Consider the following 15,781-nt stretch of genomic DNA (forward strand, 5'->3'; position numbering starts at 1 on the left):
GGTGAGCAGATCGGTCTGCGGCGGCAGCCCACCGGCAGGCGCGAAGTACGACGGCGAGTTCAAGCTGGCTCCTCCTCGACAACCCCGAACCCAGTGCAAGGCCATGACCTGCACAATCCATGTATACAAAAGCGGGGTCGGGTGCAGGATAAGCAACGCCGACGCCGTGCGGAAGCCCCCGGAGCCGCGGAGGAGATCACACTCGGCCGCTCGGCCGGAGAGTGTTGACGAGGCCGTGAACACCGCCTACGGTCTTCCCAACTCTCACGTATACTTTCGCATCGCGAAACTCGATCCACTCCAGCAATGTCGCGGAGTGGGGGCTTTGGAGGCGGCTGGTGACTGCCACGAACGACCGGTCCGGTTTGGACATCCCTCCCGCGTCGAGCGAGCGGTTGTACAGCTACGACCTCGCGCCGACGAAGAAGGACGGCCGCCGCTGGGGCGCCTACAACGTCTTCACGTTGTGGGCCAACGATGTTCACAGCCTCGGCAACTACGCTTTCGCGATCGGCCTGTTCGCGCTCGGGCTCAACGTCTGGGGCATCCTGGCCGCCTTCGTGCTGGCCTCCGCGCTGCTGTTCCTGCTGCTGACGATGTCGGGCTACATGGGGCACAAGGCCGGCGTGCCGTTCCCGGTGATGAGCCGCATCGCCTTCGGCACCAAGGGCGCGCAGATCCCGGCCGCGGTGCGCGGCGTCGTGGCGATCGCCTGGTTCGGCATCCAGACCTACCTGGCCTCCTCGGTGCTCGACGCGCTGCTCGTGGCGATTTTCCCGGGCTTGAAATCGCTGGAAGACCAGTCGGTGCTGGGACTTTCGCTGCTCGGCTGGATCACGTTCCTGGCGCTGTGGGCCGTGCAGGTCCTCATCGTCAGCTACGGCATGCACGTCATCCGCAAGTACATGGCGGTGGCCGCGCCGACGACGCTGATCACCATGCTGGGCCTGGCGATCTGGATGTTCGCACGCGCCGACTTCTCGATCTCGATGTCCACCGCCCAGCCGCTGACCGGCGGCGCGATGTGGCTGCAGATCCTGCAGGGCGCCGCGCTGTGGGTCGTCATCTACGGCACGTTCGTGCTGAACTTCTGCGACTTCACCCGCTCGGCCAAGAGCCGCAGCTCGATCGTCGTGGGCAACCTGGTCGGCATCCCGGTCAACATGCTGTTCTTCGCCGGGATCGTGGTGGTGCTCAGCGGAGCCCAGTTCAAGATCAACGGACGGGTGATCACCAGCCCGACCGACATCGTGCAGACGATCCCCAACACCTACCTGCTGGCGCTGGCCTCGCTCGCGCTGATCGTGCTCACGATCGCGGTGAACCTGCTGGCCAACTTCGTCGCCCCGATCTACGTGCTGGTCAACCTCTTCCCGAAGAAGCTGAACTTCCGGCGCGCGGGCCTGGTCAGCGCGATCATCGGCCTGGTCATCCTGCCCTGGAACCTCTACGACAGCCCGGTCGTGGTGAACTACTTCCTGGGTGGTCTCGGGGCTCTGCTCGGCCCGCTGTTCGGCGTGATCATGGCCGACTACTGGCTGATCCGGAAGACCCGCGTGAACGTCCCCGAGCTCTACACCGAGAACGCCGACGGCGAGTACCACTACACCGGTGGCTACAACCCCAAGGCGGTGTGGGCGTTCATCCCGGCCGCCGCGATCGCGGTGGTGCTGGCGCTGGTTCCGGCGTTCAGCGCGGTCGGCGGGTTCTCCTGGTTCATCGGGGCGATCCTGGGCGCCATCATCTACGCGGTCATCGGCGACCGCAGGCCCGACGCCCAGGACGTGGACGGCGAGTCCATCGCCGTCGCGGCGGAATGATCCTCCGCTGCAAGCAATTTCGAGAAAGTCGAGTCCATGCGCATCCTCGTCGTGAACGTCAACACGACCAAGTCCATCACCGAGTCGATCGGTGAGCAGGCGGCCTCGGTGGCCGCGCCCGGAACCGAGATCGTGCCGCTGACACCGTCCTTCGGCGCGGAGTCGGTCGAGGGCAACTACGAGAGCTACCTCGCGGCGATCGCGGTGATGGAGGCCGTGAAGGCCTACCCGGAGCCGTTCGACGCGATCATCCAGGCCGGCTACGGCGAGCACGGCCGGGAGGGTCTGCAGGAGCTCTTCGACGTGCCGGTCGTGGACATCACCGAGGCCGCGGCGACCACCGCGCAGTTCGTGGGCCGCACCTACTCGGTCGTGACCAGCCTCGACCGCACGGTCCCGCTGATCGAGGACCGGTTGCGCGCGGCCGGTCTCAGCGACCGGTGCGCGTCGGTGCGGGCCAGCGGCATGGCGGTGCTGGACCTGGAGCGCGACCCGCAGGCGGCGGTGGACGCCATCGCCGAGGAGGCGGTCCGCGCGGTGCGCGAGGACCGGGCGGAGGCGATCTGCCTGGGCTGCGGCGGCATGGCGGGACTGTCCGAGCGCGTCGTGGCGCGCACCGGCGTCCCGGTCGTCGACGGCGTCACGGCGGCGGTGACGATCGCGGAGTCCCTGGTCCGGCTGGGCCTGAAGACCTCCAAGGTCCGCACCTACGCGCCCCCGCGCCCCAAGGAGATGACCAACTGGCCCCCGTCCTGACGGCCTTGAGCACGGCGAAGCCGGGACCCGATCCTCGGGGCCCGGCTTCGTGGTCGCGTGGGGTGCCTCCCTCGCGCGGGGACAGTTTTTCCTCGAATCACCCCATGATCATGTCCGTTTCGTCCGGACAGTTCTCACTAAAACTGCCCCCTGCCAACGGCTGTTGTCACAGTGAGCGTTGGCAGGGGGCGGTTTTGGCTGAAATCGTCCCCTTCGCGAGGCGACAGTTTTCACTAGAACTGTCGCCTGGTGACGCTCACACCTCGCCGCGGGTGAGGAGCTTGCCCTGGGGCGCGGTGGTGTCGGTGCCGTTGCCGGCGATCTGAGTGCCGCGCAGCCAGGTGCTGCGGACGACGCCGGCCAGCGGGCGGCCGTGGTAGGCCGAGACCGGGTTGCGGTGCTGCAGGTTCGCGACGTCGACGACGAAGGCGTCGTCCGGGGCGAACACGCACAGGTCGGCGTCGTTGCCCACGGCGATGGAACCCTTGGTGCGCATCCCGGCGAGTTCGGCGGGCTTGCGCGCCATCCAGGTCACGACGTCGGACAGCGAGTACCCGCGCTGGCGCGCCTGGGTCCAGATCGCCGGCAGGCCCAGCTGCAGGCTCGACACGCCACCCCAGGCGACGCCGAAGTCGCCGATGTCGAGGCGCTTGAGCTCGGGAGTGCAGGGGGAGTGGTCGCTGACGACGCAGTCGATCGTGCCGTCCGCCAACGCCTTCCACAGCAGTTCGCGGTTGGCGGCCTCGCGGATGGGCGGGCAGCACTTGAACTGGGTGGCGCCGTCGGGGATCTCCTCGGCGGTGAAGCTCAGGTAGTGCGGGCAGGTCTCGACGGTGACGCGGACGCCGTCGGCGCGGGCCGAGGCGATCAGCGGCAGCGCGTCCGCGGAGGCCAGGTGCAGGATGTGCACGCGGGCGCCGATGCGCCGGGCCAGCTCGATGACCTGGGCGATCGCGAGGTTCTCGGCGCCCTTGGGGCGGGAGGCGAGGAAGTCGCCGTAGTCCTCGCCGTGCGGGGTCGGCGCCTGCTCGATGGCCTCGGAGTCCTCGGCGTGCACGATCATCATCGCGTCGAACCCGGCCAGCTCCCGCAGCGCGGTGTCGAGCTCGGCGGAGTCCAGCGGCGGGAACTCGTCGACCCCGGAGTGCAGCAGGAAGCACTTGAAGCCGAACACCCCGGCCTCGTGCAGGCCCCGCAGCTCGTCGAGCTTGCCGGGGATCGCGCCACCCCAGAACCCGACGTCGACGTGCGCCTTGGCCGCGGCGGTCTTGCGCTTGAGCTCCAGCGCGTCGACGTCGACGGTCGGCGGCAGGCTGTTGAGCGGCATGTCGACGATGGTGGTCACGCCGCCCGCGGCGGCCGCGCGGGTGGCGGTCTCGAAGCCCTCCCACTCGGCGCGGCCGGGGTCGTTGACGTGCACGTGCGTGTCGACCAGCCCGGGCAGCAGGACCTCGTCGCCGGCGAGCTCGACGACCCGGTGGGCGTCCAGCTCGGCGTCGAACGCGTCGACGGCGGCGATGCGGCCGTCCCGGATGCCGACGCTGCCGGACGTCTCGCCGTTCGGCCCGATGAGCCGCTGCGCCCGGAAGACCAGATCGTAAGGCTGAGCCACCGCGCTACCTCCCCTGAAGTTCCACGATACAAAAGTATATTCGAATGTATACGTAACTTACGGCTGGGGAGTTCCGCAGGTCAAGGGTGGGATCGGGGCTCAGAACACCATGCGTTCGAGGACCATCGCGCGACTCGCGCGCACGTGCCCCCGGGCGAGCTCGGCGGCCCGCTCGGCGTCGCCGGCCGCTATGGCGGAGTAGAGCTCCTCGTGCTCGCCGCAGACCCGCTCGGGCTCCAGGTTCAGCCGGAACAGCGCCGCGAGCCTGCCGTGCAGCGGTTCGAGCATCGACGCCAGCAGGTCGTTGCGGGACAGCGCGACGAGCTTGTCGTGGAACTCGGTGTTGGCCTCCGACATGGCGTCGGTGTCCTGCGACTCCAACGCCTCCCGCGCTCGCGCGACCAGCTCGCCCAGGTGCTCGACGTCGGCGGACTCGCTGCGCTCGGCGGCGAGCTTGGCCGCCAGCGCCTCCAGGGCCTCGCGGACGTCGAAGAGCTCCTCCAGCTGCTGGCGGTCCAGGCTGCGCACGAACACGCCGCGCCGCCGCGGTCGGACCTCGACCATCCCGGCGCTCTGCAGCATCCGGATCGCCTCGCGCACCGGCACGCGGGAGACGCCGAACTCGATGGCCAGCTCCTGCTCGAAGATCCGGTCGCCGGGCCGCAACCGGCCGTCGCTGATCCGGGCCTGCAGCTCGTCGTGGACCTGGTCGCGCAGCGGAACGCGGGGTTCCTCCTCGGGCACTTCGGTCACCACACGCCCTTTCCGGTCAGCAGCATCCCGACGAGTGTGCATCACGCCGAGTCAGTTGCGTCGTTCGGTGGGTTGCCGAAGCGCGAACCGGCACCTCAGGTGTCCCCGCGGAGGGTGAGGTCGAAGCTGTAGCGGGAGGCCCGGTACACGTGGGTGCCGAACTCGACGATGGCGCCGGTGTGGTCGTGGGTGATGCGCTGCATGGTCAGCAGCGCGGCCCCGGCGGGCTCGTCGAGGAGTTCGGCCTCGTCGTCCGCGGCGGTCCGGGCGCCGATGGTCTGCTGGGCCGCGTGCAGGTGGATGCCCGCCGCGCGCAGCAGCTGGTAGAGGCCCCGGTCGGTGAGGTCCTCGTCGGTCGGCGTGATCAGCGAGGCGGGCAGGTAGTTGCGCAGCCGGGCGATCGGCTCGCCGCGCGCGTAGCGGACCCGCTCCAGGTGCAGGACCTCGTCCTCTTCGGACAGTCCCAGGGCGCGAGCCGCCTCCTCGGGCGGGTGGCAGAGCTCGTTGGTCAGCACGCGGGTCGTGGGGTGCTGGTCGATGCCGCTGAGGTCGTCGTAGAGGCTGCTCAGCTCCAGCGAGCGCTTGACGCGGTTGAAGACCACCTGGGTGCCCGCGCCGCGCTTGCGGACCACGAGTCCTTTGTCGACGAGCGAGCCGATGGCCTGCCGGATGGTCGGGCGGGACAGCCCCAGGTTGCCCGCCAGTTCGATCTCGTTGTCCAGGCGCGCGCCGACCGGCAGCGCGCCGGAGGCGATGGCCTCCTCGATCTGGCTCGCCACCTGGAAGTACAGCGGGACCGGGCTGTGGTGGTCGACCGAGATCTGCCTGGCTGGATCCCACTGCGGTTCCTGGGATCGGTGTCGCATGGCCGTCACGTCGCCACGATATCAAGAACACACGACGTAAATAAGTCCGTATGTGCTGACAAAGTCTTGACAGCGATGTGGCGCGCACGTAGACAAGGGGAGTCCGTGCTCCGGCCGCCGCGAGCGGCCGCGTCCCGATGGAGGGCATCTGCGATGAGCGATCCGTTCGACGTGATCACGATGGGTCGGATCGGGGTCGACATCTACCCGCTGCAGACCGGTGTTCCGCTGCCGCAGGTGGAGACGTTCGGCAAGTACCTCGGCGGCACCGCCACCAACGTGGCCGTCGCCGCCGCCCGTCTCGGCCACCGCAGCGCGGTCATCAGCCGCACCGGAGCCGACCCGTTCGGCGAGTACGTCCACCAGGCGCTGCGCGGCTTCGACGTCGACGACCGGTGGGTGAGCTCCGTCGAGCAGTACCCGACCCCGGTCACCTTCTGCGAGCTGTTCCCGCCGGACGACTTCCCGCTGTACTTCTACCGCCGCCCCAAAGCTCCTGACCTGGAGATCTACCAGGACGAGCTGGACCTGAGCGCCATCGCCGACGCCCGCATCTTCTGGATGACCGGCACCGGGCTGGCCGAGGAGCCGAGCCGCTCGGCGACGCTCGCCGCATTGCGCCACCGGGCCAAGCGCGGCACCGCGGTCTTCGACCTGGACTGGCGGCCGATGTTCTGGCCGGACCAGGGCGAAGCGCGCCGCTGGTACCAGGAGGCGCTCGCCCACGTCACGGTCGCGGTCGGCAACCTCGACGAGGTCGAGACCGCCGTCGGCACCCGCGATCCGGAGGAGGCCGCGGAACGGCTGCTGGAGCGCGGCGTGGAGCTGGCGGTGGTCAAGCAGGGCCCGAACGGCGTCCTCGCGCGCACCCGCGGGGAGAAGACCGTGGCGCCGCCGGTCCCGGTCGACGTCGTCAACGGCCTGGGGGCCGGCGACGCCTTCGGCGGCGCGCTCTGCCACGGACTGCTGCACGACTGGCCGCTGGAGCGGACCATGCGCTTCGCCAACGCGGCCGGCGCGCTGGTCGCCGGCCGCCTCGCGTGCTCCTCGGCCATGCCCTACGCGCACGAGGTCGAGGAGACGCTGTCCAAGAACTCGGCGCTGAGCGCATGAGCACCGCCGAAGGAGAGATCCGGGTGTCACCGTTGAACATCACCGAACTGCTCGACGCGCGTGCGACGCGACCCGAGGCCATCGCCGAGGCCGCCGCGCTGCGCGCGAGACGGCCGCTGCTGGGCGAATCCGGCCGCATGATGATCGTCGCCGCCGACCACCCCGCGCGCGGCGCGCTGGCCGCGGGCGGGAACCCGCTGGCGATGGCCAACCGCGCGGACCTGCTGGACCGGCTGTGCACCGCGCTGCAACGCCCGGGCGTGGACGGGGTGCTGGGCACCGCCGACGTGCTGGAGGACCTGCTGCTGCTCGGGGCGCTGGAGGACAAGGTCGTCATCGGCTCGATGAACCGGGGCGGCCTGGCCGGTTCGGCGTTCGAGCTCGACGACCGGTTCACCGGCCACCGCGCCGAGGACCTGCACCGGATGCGCTTCGACGCGGGGAAGTTGCTGATGCGGCTGGACCTCGACGACCCCGGATCGCTGAACACCATGCAGGGCGCGGCCGACGCCGTCAACGAGCTCGCCGAGCGCGGGCTGATCGCGATGGTCGAGCCCTTCCTGTCCCGGCGGGTGGACGGCAAGGTGCGCAACGACCTCTCGGCCGAGGCGGTGGCGCGCTCGATCGCGATCGCCTCCGGGCTGGGCGGCACCTCGGCCTACACGTGGCTCAAGGTGCCGGTGGTCGACGAGCTCGACGAGATCGGACGCGCACTGGAGGCCACCACGCTGCCGACGGTGCTGCTGGGCGGCGAGGTGCCCGACGACCCGGCGGCCACCCAGGAGCGGTGGCACAAGGCGCTGCAACTGCCCAACGTGCGCGGGCTGGTCGTGGGCCGGAGCCTGCTCTACCCGCACGACGACGACGTCGCGGGCGCGGTCGACGCCGCGGTCGCCCTGCTGTAGGAGGGGAGAAGTGGTGAGCAACAAGGGATTTCACCTCGCCGACGGAGAATCGGCGCGCGACGGGTACCGCACCTTCGTCGACCCGGCAACGGCCGGCTGGGGATATTCCTCGCTGCGCGTGCTGGAGCTGTCGGCCGGGGAGTCGCGCGCGTTCGACACCGGCGACAGCGAGTGGATCGTGCTGCCGCTCAACGGTTCCTGCTCGGTGACCTGCGACGGCGAGACCTTCGAGCTGGCCGGGCGGACGAGCGTGTTCGGCGGCGTCACCGATTTCTCCTACGCGCCCAGGGACGCGCAGGTGCGGATCAGCAGCCCCGCGGGTGGCCGGTTCGCGCTGACCGGCGCGCGCTGCGAGAACCGGCTGCCCGCGCGCTACGGCCCGGCCTCGGGAGTCCCGGTGGAGCTGCGGGGTGCGGGACAGGCCAGCAGGCAGGTCAACAACTTCGGCGCGGCGCACGTCTTCGAGGCCGACCGGCTGATCGCGGTGGAGGTGCTGACCCCGGCGGGCAACTGGTCGTCCTTCCCGCCGCACAAGCACGACGAGGACCGCGAGGGCGAGTCGCGGCTGGAGGAGATCTACTACTTCGAGATCGCTGACTCGCACGGCACGCCCGGTGTGGGCTACCAGCGCGTGTACCCGTCGGGTCCGGACAGCGCCACCGACGTGCTCGCCGAGGTGCGCAGCGGGGACGTGGTGCTGATCCCGGACGGCTGGCACGGGCCGTCGATGGCGGTGCCCGGGTACGACATGTACTACCTCAACGTCATGGCGGGTCCCTCGCCGGATCGCGCCTGGCTGATCTGCGACGACCCCGCGCACGCGTGGGTGCGCGGCACCTGGGCCGATCAGCCGGTCGACGCCCGGCTACCGCTCTACCAAGCACCGTCCGAAGTGGAGGGACGATGACGACGCGCAGGCTGACCGTCGCGCAGGCGCTGGTGCGCTTCCTGGCCAACCAGCACACCGAGCGCGACGGGGTGCGGCAGCGGCTGATCGAGGGCTGCTGGGGCATCTTCGGGCACGGCAACGTCGCCGGTGTGGGGCAGGCGCTGCTGGAGTCCGGGGACCGGATGCCCTACCTGCAGGGGCGCAACGAGCAGTCGATGGTGCACGCGGCGGTGGGGTTCGCCCGCCAGCGCAACCGGATGTCGACCTACGCCGTGACCACCTCCATCGGGCCGGGCGCGACGAACCTGGTCACCGGCGCGGCGCTGGCCACCATCAACCACCTGCCGGTGCTGCTGCTGCCCGGCGACGTCTTCGCCACCCGGCCCGCCGATCCGGTGCTGCAGCAGCTGGAAGTGCCGCACGCCAAGGACGTGTCGGTCAACGACTGCCTGCGCCCGGTCTCGCGCTACTTCGACCGCATCTGGCGGCCCGAAGCGCTGATGCCCTCTGCGCTGGAGGCGATGCGGGTGCTCACCGACCCGGTGGAGACCGGCGCGGTGACCCTGGCGCTGCCGCAGGACGTGCAGGCCGAGGCGTTCGACTGGCCGGAGGAGTTCTTCGCCGAGCGGGTGTGGCGGGTGCACCGCCCGGTCGCCGACCCGGAGTCGGTGTCGGACGCCGTCGAGGCGATCCGGGGAGCCCGCCGGCCGCTGATCATCGCCGGCGGGGGTGTGCACCACAGCGGAGCCGAGCGGGAACTGGCCGAGCTGGCCGAGCGCACCGGTGTCCCGGTGGCCGAGACGCAGGCCGGTCGCGGCTCGCTGCGCCACGACCACCCGTGCGCGATGGGTTCGATCGGGCACACCGGCACCGAGGTGTCCGACGACCTGGCCCGCGACGCCGATCTGATCATCGGCGTCGGGACCCGCTACTCGGACTTCACCACGGCCTCGCGGACGCTGTTCGCGAACCCGGACGTGCGGTTCGTCAACGTCAACATCGCCTCGATCGACGCGCACAAGCAGGCCGCCGCACCGGTGATCGGCGACGCGCGCACCGCGCTGCGGCAGCTGTCGCAGGCCCTGTCCGGCCACCGCGTTCCCGCCGAGCACGCCGAACGGGCCAGGGCCGGGGCGCGGAGGTGGGCCGAGGTCGTCGACTCGGTCACGCGCGGCGCCGGGGACCAACGCCCGGGTCAGGCCGAGGTGATCGGAGCGCTCGACGAGGTCCTGGGCGAGCGGGACGTGGTCATCAACGCGGCCGGTTCGCTGCCCGAGGACCTCAACAAGCTGTGGCGCGCCAAGGACCCCCAGCAGTACCACGTCGAGTACGGCTTCTCCTGCATGGGTTACGAGATCCCGGCCGCGATCGGTGCCCGCCTGGCCGATCCGTCGCGCGAGGTGTTCGCGCTGGTCGGCGACGGCACCTACCTGATGATGCCGACCGAGCTGGTCACCGCCGTTCAAGAAGGCATCAAGATCAACCTGGTGCTGGTCCAGAACCACGGGTACGCCTCCATCGGCGGCCTGTCGGAGAAGGTCGGCGGTGAGCGGTTCGGCACCGCCTACCGCTACCGCACCGACGACGGCACCTTCACCGGCGCGCCGCTGCCCGTCGACCTCGCGGCCAACGCCGAGAGCCTGGGCATGCGGGTCCTGCGGGCCGAGACCAACGACGAGCTGCGCCGAGCCCTCCGCGACGCCCGGGAGGACCCCCGCCCCACGGCGGTCCACGTCGAAACCGATCCGGCCAAGGCCCAGTTGCCGCCCGAGGCGTGGTGGGACGTCCCGGTCGCCGAGGTCGCCACCCGCGAATCGACCCGCGAGGCACGCAAGCGCTACGAGGACCAGGCGGCAGCGCGCCGCCACCACCTGTGAGAGGAAGCAGTGAAGACCATCCAGCACTTCATCGACGGCAAGCACGCCGACGGCACCTCCGGCCGTCGCGGCACGGTCACCAACCCGGCCACCGGCGAGGCCACCGGGCAGGTCCCGCTCGCCTCGGTGTCCGAAGTGGACACCGCGGTCTCGGCGGCCGCCAAGGCCTTCGAGCCGTGGGGGACCGCGTCGCTGGCCAAGCGCACGCAGGTGATGTTCCGCTACCGGGAGCTCGTCCACGCCCACCGCGACGAGATCGCGGAGCTGATCACCGCCGAGCACGGCAAGGTGCACTCGGACGCGCTCGGCGAGGTCGCGCGCGGTCTGGAGATCGTCGAGCTGGCCTGCGGCATCCCGCAGCTGCTCAAGGGCGAGACCTCCACCCAGGTCTCCACCCGCGTGGACGTGGAGTCGATCCGCCAGCCGGTCGGCGTGGTCGCGGGCATCACCCCGTTCAACTTCCCGGCCATGGTCCCGATGTGGATGTTCCCGGTGGCCCTGGCCTGCGGCAACACCTTCGTGCTCAAGCCGAGCGAGAAGGACCCGTCGGCGACGCTGCGGCTGGTGGAACTGGCCCACGAGGCGGGCGTTCCGGACGGCGTGCTCAACCTCGTTCACGGCGACAAGACCGCCGTGGACCGGTTGCTGGAGCACCCCGACGTCGAGGCCGTCAGCTTCGTCGGATCCACCCCGATCGCCAAGCACGTCCACGACACCGCGAGCGCGCACGGCAAGCGGGTGCAGGCGCTGGGCGGTGCGAAGAACCACATGCTCGTGCTCCCCGACGCGAACCTGGACCAGGCCGCGGACGCGGCGGTGTCGGCGGCCTACGGCAGCGCGGGCGAGCGCTGCATGGCGGTGTCGGTGGTGGTGGCCGTCGAACCGATCGGCGACGAGCTCGTCGGCAAGATCGCCGACCGGGCCCGCGCGCTGACCATCGGGCCGGGCGACGACCCGGCTTCCGAGATGGGCCCGCTGATCACCGCCGAGCACCGCGACAGGGTCGCCTCCTACGTGCCCCGGGCCCGCGAGCAGGGCGCCGAGGTCGTGGTGGACGGGACCGGACTGGTCGTCGAGGGCCACGAGGGCGGGTTCTTCACCGGTGTCAGCCTCGTCGACCGGGTCACCCCGGACATGGACGTCTACGCCGACGAGATCTTCGGCCCGGTCCTGGCGGTCGTGCGCGCGGAGAACTACCAGGAGGCGCTGGCGCTGATCAACCGCTCCCGGTGGGGCAACGGCACCGCCCTGTTCACCCGCGACGGCGGCGCGGCCCGGCGCTTCCAGCTGGAGGTGCGCGCCGGCATGGTCGGCGTGAACGTGCCGATCCCGGTGCCGGTGGGCTACCACTCCTTCGGCGGCTGGAAGGACTCGCTGTTCGGCGACCACCACGTCTACGGCAACGACGGGGTGCACTTCTACACCCGGGGCAAGGTCATCACCACCCGCTGGCCGGACCCCGGCGACGGCGGCGTCGACCTCGGCTTCCCCAGCAACGGCTGAGGGCTCACCGCGGAGGGGCGGTGCTGCCCCGGGAGACCAGCTTGGGGTCCAGCACCACCTCTCGCGGAGCGCGCGCGGGATCGTCGAGTCGTTCGACCGCCAGCCGCACGGCGTGCTGGGCCATCTGCTCGGCGTCCTGGCGGATCGTGGTGAGGGCGACGGACGCCAGGTGCGAGACGTGGCTGTCGTCGTAGCCGACGAGGGAGACCCGCTCGGGAACGTCGACGCCGGCGAGCGCGAACGCGCGCAGCACGCCCAGCGCGCAGCGGTCGTTGCTCGCCAGCACGGCGGTCGGCGGCTCCGCCTCGTCGAGCAGCCGGCGGGCGGAGTCCTGCCCGGCCTGCTCGGTGTGCGCGCCCGCGAGCACCCGCGCGCGCTCGCCGAGACCGCGCGCGTCCATCGCCTTCCGGTAGGCCGCGCGGCGTTCGGCGGATCCGGGCTCGTCGCCGCCGTCGACGTGCACGATCTCGCGATGTCCGAGGTCGACCAGGTGGTCCACGGCCTGCTGGACACCGGCCTCGTCGGCGGTGCGCACGTTGTCGATCCGGGTGGACTCCTCGCGCGCGTTGATCGCCGTGACCACGGCCCGGCGCCCCCACTCGTCGAGCAGGTCCGCCGCGGCGCGCGGGCCGAGCAGGATCAGCGCCTCGCAGCGGTGGCTGAGCAGCGCTTCCACCGCCTTCGCCTCGTCGCGCGACGGCGCGGTGGCCGACAGCAGGACCTCGTAGCCGAGCCGTTCGGCCTCCGGGTAGATCGCCTCGACGAGGTCGGCCTGGAACGGCTGGTGCACGGTCAGCATCACGCCGAGCGTGCGGCTGCGGTGGCTGGCCAGCATCCGGGCCGCGGTGTCCGGCCGGTAGCCGAGCCGGTCCGCGGCCTGCAGCACGCGCTGCCTGGTCTCCTCGCCCGCGCCCGGCTTGTTGCGGAACACCAGCGAGACCAGCGCGCGGGAAACCCCTGCGGCGCGGGCGACGTCGGCCATCGTGGGCCGTCGGCCGCCGGTGCCGTCAGGGCGTGCGGGTTCGTCGATCACGTCGCCGATCCTGCCCCATTCGAAAGCCGAATGACTTTGCCAGAACGTCTTGACATATTGATGTGACCGCCAACATAGTGTTCGAGACTAGAGCGCGCTAGTCGGCGCGCGCCAGACCTGACCTCTCGCCGATCCCGGCGATTGAGACGCACCGGCGACCACGCCGGACCGAGGAGGGTTCGATGACAGCGACGTCCGAGACCACCCCGCGCACCGTCGCGGGCAACCTCTGCCTGGGTTCCGCCCCCGACTCCTGGGGCGTGTGGTTCCCCGAGGACGAGCACCAGGTGCCCTACACCCGCTTCCTCGACGAGCTCGTCGAGTCGGGCTACCGCTGGCTGGAGCTCGGTCCGCCCGGCTACCTGCCCCTGGACCCGCAGCGGCTCGCCGACGAGGTCGGCTCCCGGGGCCTGCAGGTCTCCGGCGGCACCACCTTCGGCGCGCTGCACCGGCCGGAGGAGTGGGAGCGGATGCTCGCCGAGGTGAGCGCGGTCGCCGAGCTGACCGCCGCCGTCGGCGCGCACCACCTGGTGTTCATCCCGCCGATGTTCCGGGACGAGAAGACGGGCGCTTTCACCGAATCCCCGCAGCTGAGCGCCGACCAGTGGCGCGCGCTCGGATCGGCCGCCGACGAGCTGGGCAAGATCCTGCTGGAGGAGCACGACGTCCGGCTGTGCCTGCACCCGCACGCCGACAGCCACATCCAGACCCAGCCGGAGATCGAGCGGTTCCTCGACGCCACTGACTCCCGCTACGCCAACCTCTGCCTGGACACCGGGCACGTGGCCTACGGCGGCGGCGACAACCTCGACCTGATCCGGCGGTTCGCCGAGCGCATCGGCTACGTGCACATCAAGCAGATGGACCCCGAGGTGCTCGCGCAGGTCTCCGCCGAGGGCCTGTCGTTCGGCGAGGCCGTCCAGCGCGGCGTGTGCGTCGAACCCCCGGCCGGCGTGCCCGACCCCGGCGAGGTCGTGCGCGAACTGTCCACCTTGGACGCGGAGCTGTTCGTGATCGTCGAGCAGGACCTCTACCCGTGCGCACCGGACGTGCCGATGCCCATCGCCGTGCGCACCCGCGAATACCTCGGCGGATGCGGCCTCACCGGAACCCGCCGCCCCGAGCACCGCTGACCACCACCCGGGGCGGTGCTCGCCCCGACGGGAACTGCGGTTCTCGCACCCAGAGGTTTGCAGTGCGCCCCTTTGGGCGTCCTACGAAGGAGTCCGTTCGAATGTCCGATGTGCACAGCGACGTGCCCGCTCCTGCCACCGAACCGAGATCCGGGGCCCAGTCCCGGAGGTTGAAGGTCATCACCGTCGTGGCGACCTTCGGCGGTCTGCTGTTCGGCTACGACACCGGCGTCATCAACGGTGCGCTGCCGTACATGCAGTCCGATCTGGGGCTGACCCCGCTCACCGAAGGTCTGGTGACCAGCTCGCTGCTGCTCGGCGCGACGATCGGCGCCTTCGCCGCGGGCAGGCTCGCCGATCAGCGAGGCAGGCGGCGAATCATCCTCTGGCTCGCCGCGATCTTCCTCGTCGGTGCGCTGGCCTGCACCTTCGCGCCCAGCGCCACGTTCATGGTCATCGCCCGCTTCGTGCTCGGCCTGGCCGTCGGCGGCGCCTCGGTGACCGTGCCGACCTACCTGGCCGAGATCTCGCCCGCGGAACGGCGGGGTCGGCTGGTCACGCAGAACGAGCTGATGATCGTCAGCGGTCAGCTCGCGGCGTTCACCTTCAACGCCGCGATCGCCGGGGCGCTCGGCGAATCCGCGCACGTCTGGCGCTACATGCTGGTCATCGCCTCGCTGCCCGCCGTGGTGCTGTGGTTCGGGATGCTGGTGATGCCGGAGAGCCCGCGCTGGCTGGCCTCCCGGGGACGGCTCGGCGAAGCCCTGGAGGTGTTGCGGCAGGTCCGCACCGCCCAGCGCGCCGAGTCCGAGCTCGCCGAGGTGCGGCGCCTGGCCGAGCAGGACCAGCAGCAGCGAGCCGGGGGCTGGGCCGACCTGAAGGTGCCGTGGGTGCGGCGGCTGCTGGTGGTCGGCATCGGCATCGCCGTGGTGCAGCAGGTCAGCGGCGTGAACACGATCATGTACTACGGCACGCAGATCCTGAAGAGCTCCGGTTTCTCGGCCAACGGCGCGATCGTCGCCAACATCGCCAACGGCGTGATCTCGGTGCTGGCCACCTTCGTCGGCATCTACCTGCTCGGCCGGATCAACCGCAGGCCGATGCTGCTGATCGGTCAGGCGGGCACGGCCACCGCGCTGCTGCTCCTCGCGGTGGTGTCGATGACGATGCCCGAAGGGCTGCTGCGGGGTGTCCTGGTGCTGGCGCTGACCGTGACCTTCCTGGCGTTCCAGCAGGGAGCGACCTCACCGGTCACGTGGTTGATGCTCTCGGAGATCTTCCCGCTGAAGATGCGCGGTTTCGCGTTCGGCCTGGCCAGCCTGACGTTGTGGGCGGCGAACTTCCTGGTGGGTCTGACCTACCCGATCCTGGTCGACGCGCTGGGCATCGCCACCACGTTCCTGGTGTTCGTCGCGGTCGGGGTGCTGGCCATCGCGTTCGTGGCCAAGTTCGTGCCGGAAACCCGCGGCAAGTCCCTGGAAACGCTCGAAACCGAGCTGCGCGTCCGCTACTCCTGAACCC

13 protein-coding genes are annotated in these 15,781 nt (G+C 70.7%); 9 read left to right on the forward strand and 4 right to left on the reverse strand.

All coding sequences use genetic code 11. The features are described from left to right. The first annotated feature begins 338 nt into the window (after positions 1-338). Positions 339-1,820, forward strand: a complete 1,482-nt coding sequence (locus tag QFW96_RS16755; protein ID WP_281456597.1) for an NCS1 family nucleobase:cation symporter-1 — start codon at positions 339-341, stop codon at positions 1,818-1,820. Positions 1,821-1,856: 36 nt separating this feature from the next. Then, positions 1,857-2,576 (forward strand): aspartate/glutamate racemase family protein, encoded by a 720-nt coding sequence (locus QFW96_RS16760; protein WP_281456598.1) that lies wholly within the window; start codon positions 1,857-1,859, stop codon positions 2,574-2,576. Between the two features lie 256 nt (positions 2,577-2,832). Here the strand turns inward: QFW96_RS16760 and allB are convergent, their stop codons facing one another. From allB to QFW96_RS16775, 3 genes are all read right to left on the reverse strand, one after another. Then, entirely contained in the window at positions 2,833-4,188 is a 1,356-nt protein-coding gene (gene allB, locus QFW96_RS16765; RefSeq protein WP_281456599.1) for an allantoinase AllB, read from the reverse strand. A gap of 99 nt (positions 4,189-4,287) precedes the next feature. After that, positions 4,288-4,941, reverse strand: a complete 654-nt coding sequence (locus QFW96_RS16770; RefSeq protein WP_406689946.1) for a GntR family transcriptional regulator — start codon at positions 4,939-4,941, stop codon at positions 4,288-4,290. Positions 4,942-5,036: 95 nt separating this feature from the next. Beyond that, complete coding sequence (locus QFW96_RS16775; RefSeq protein WP_281456784.1) at positions 5,037-5,807, reverse strand: GntR family transcriptional regulator; 771 nt, start codon at positions 5,805-5,807, stop codon at positions 5,037-5,039. Positions 5,808-5,960: 153 nt separating this feature from the next. On the opposite strand from QFW96_RS16775, the gene iolC reads away from it, so the two are divergent. Genes iolC through QFW96_RS16800 form a run of 5 tightly spaced genes read left to right on the forward strand, consistent with a single transcriptional unit; the run spans position 5,961 to position 12,094 of the window. Next, positions 5,961-6,920 (forward strand): 5-dehydro-2-deoxygluconokinase, encoded by a 960-nt coding sequence (iolC, locus tag QFW96_RS16780; RefSeq protein ID WP_281456600.1) that lies wholly within the window; start codon positions 5,961-5,963, stop codon positions 6,918-6,920. After that, positions 6,917-7,825 carry a Cgl0159 family (beta/alpha)8-fold protein gene (locus tag QFW96_RS16785; protein ID WP_406689948.1) on the forward strand — a complete coding sequence of 303 codons (909 nt, stop codon included), beginning with the start codon at positions 6,917-6,919 and terminating at the stop codon, positions 7,823-7,825. The genes iolC and QFW96_RS16785 overlap by 4 nt, the downstream gene beginning before the upstream one ends. A 13-nt stretch (positions 7,826-7,838) precedes the next feature. Then, positions 7,839-8,732: a 5-deoxy-glucuronate isomerase gene (gene iolB, locus QFW96_RS16790; RefSeq protein ID WP_425524766.1), complete on the forward strand. Its 894-nt coding sequence runs from the start codon at positions 7,839-7,841 to the stop codon at positions 8,730-8,732. Further along, on the forward strand, positions 8,729-10,591 hold the full coding sequence (gene iolD / locus QFW96_RS16795; RefSeq protein WP_281456603.1) for a 3D-(3,5/4)-trihydroxycyclohexane-1,2-dione acylhydrolase (decyclizing): 1,863 nt from the start codon (positions 8,729-8,731) through the stop codon (positions 10,589-10,591). The genes iolB and iolD overlap by 4 nt, the downstream gene beginning before the upstream one ends. A 9-nt stretch (positions 10,592-10,600) precedes the next feature. After that, positions 10,601-12,094: a CoA-acylating methylmalonate-semialdehyde dehydrogenase gene (locus QFW96_RS16800; RefSeq protein ID WP_281456604.1), complete on the forward strand. Its 1,494-nt coding sequence runs from the start codon at positions 10,601-10,603 to the stop codon at positions 12,092-12,094. A gap of 4 nt (positions 12,095-12,098) precedes the next feature. On the opposite strand, the gene QFW96_RS16805 is transcribed toward QFW96_RS16800, so the two are convergent. Continuing rightward, entirely contained in the window at positions 12,099-13,127 is a 1,029-nt protein-coding gene (locus tag QFW96_RS16805; RefSeq protein WP_281456605.1) for a LacI family DNA-binding transcriptional regulator, read from the reverse strand. A gap of 182 nt (positions 13,128-13,309) precedes the next feature. On the opposite strand from QFW96_RS16805, the gene QFW96_RS16810 reads away from it, so the two are divergent. Both QFW96_RS16810 and QFW96_RS16815 read left to right on the forward strand, forming a co-directional pair. After that, a complete protein-coding gene (locus QFW96_RS16810; protein ID WP_281456606.1) occupies positions 13,310-14,260 on the forward strand; it encodes a TIM barrel protein in 951 nt (316 codons plus the stop codon). A 101-nt stretch (positions 14,261-14,361) separates the two neighbouring features. Beyond that, complete coding sequence (locus QFW96_RS16815; protein WP_281456607.1) at positions 14,362-15,777, forward strand: sugar porter family MFS transporter; 1,416 nt, start codon at positions 14,362-14,364, stop codon at positions 15,775-15,777. Positions 15,778-15,781: the final 4 nt, after the last annotated feature.

This window comes from Saccharopolyspora ipomoeae (assembly GCF_029952525.1).
GTDB classification, from domain to species: Bacteria; Actinomycetota; Actinomycetes; order Mycobacteriales; family Pseudonocardiaceae; genus Saccharopolyspora; species Saccharopolyspora ipomoeae.